This is a genomic window from Streptomyces sp. NRRL WC-3549 (genome assembly GCF_000721935.1).
In the GTDB taxonomy this organism is placed as follows: domain Bacteria; phylum Actinomycetota; class Actinomycetes; order Streptomycetales; family Streptomycetaceae; genus Streptomyces.
This window is the reverse complement of record NZ_KL585427.1, coordinates 13,600-14,612: the sequence shown is the minus strand read 5'-3', so window position 1 is coordinate 14,612 and position 1,013 is coordinate 13,600. Positions and strand designations below refer to the sequence as shown.

Sequence of the window (1,013 nt, the reverse complement as noted above, 5' to 3'; positions counted from 1 at the left end):
GGCTACACCTCCGTGGTGGCGACCGACTCCGAGTTCACCTTCCTGCGGGAGCTGGAGATCGGCGACCACGTCTCCGTACGCGAGACCGTGGAGTCGGTCTCGCCCGAGAAGCGGACGGGGCTGGGCACCGGACGGTTCGTCACCACCCTGAAGACCTACACCGACCAGCACGGTGAGACGGTGGCCACCCAGCGCTGGCGCACCCTCCGCTTCCGCCCGGCCGCCGCGCCGAGAACCCGGGGAACGGCCCCGGAGGCCGCCCCGGACGCGCCGCCCGCCCTGCGTCCCCGCCCCGCCGTCAACCGTGACAACGCCTTCTTCTTCGAGGGCGCCCGGCAGCACCGCCTGCTCATCCAGCGCTGCACCGGCTGCTCCGCCCTGCGCCATCCCCCGGGCCCCTGCTGCCCCCGGTGCACCTCACTGGAGTGGGACACCGTCGAGGCCTCCGGGCTCGGACAGGTGTACAGCTTCGTGGTGAGCCACCATCCACGGCACCCCGCCTTCGCGTCGCCGTACCTCGTCGCCGTCGTCGAACTCGCCGAGGGGACCCGGCTCGTCACCAACCTGACCGGTGCCGCCCCCGAGGACGTCACCATCGGCATGCCCGTCGTCCTCGACTGGCTGGACGCCGACCCCGATCTGACCCTGCCGGTGTTCCGGCCCGCACCGACGGAGGCCCCCTGATGGACTTCTCCCTGGGAGAAGAGCTCGAAGCGCTCCGCGACCTGGCGCGGGAGATCTTCACCGACCGCGCCACCCCCGAGCGGCTGCGCGAGGTGGAGACCTCACCGGCCCGTGCCGACGAACGGCTCTGGGCCGACCTGGCCTCGGCCGGGCTGCTCGCGGCCGTGCTGCCCGAACAGGACGGCGGCGCCGGCCTCGGCACGGCCGGCCTCTGCGTCCTCCTCCAGGAGCAGGGCCGCCGGGTGGCCCCCGTACCGCTGTGGCCGGCGCTGACCGGCGGTCTCGCGGTCGCCGTGTACGGCAGCGCGGCCCAGCGGGCGGCGCTGCTG

The 1,013-nt window shown here is 74.1% G+C and carries 2 protein-coding genes; both read left to right on the top strand.

The genetic code is table 11. The annotated features are described in order from the left end of the window. Positions 1-684 (top strand): bifunctional MaoC family dehydratase N-terminal/OB-fold nucleic acid binding domain-containing protein (locus tag IH13_RS0129115; RefSeq protein ID WP_031089012.1); only part of this gene is annotated, 684 nt, incomplete at its 5' end. Beyond that, the coding region (locus IH13_RS0129110; protein ID WP_031089011.1) for an acyl-CoA dehydrogenase family protein at positions 684-1,013 on the top strand (330 nt) is incomplete at its 3' end. The genes IH13_RS0129115 and IH13_RS0129110, both read left to right, overlap by 1 nt.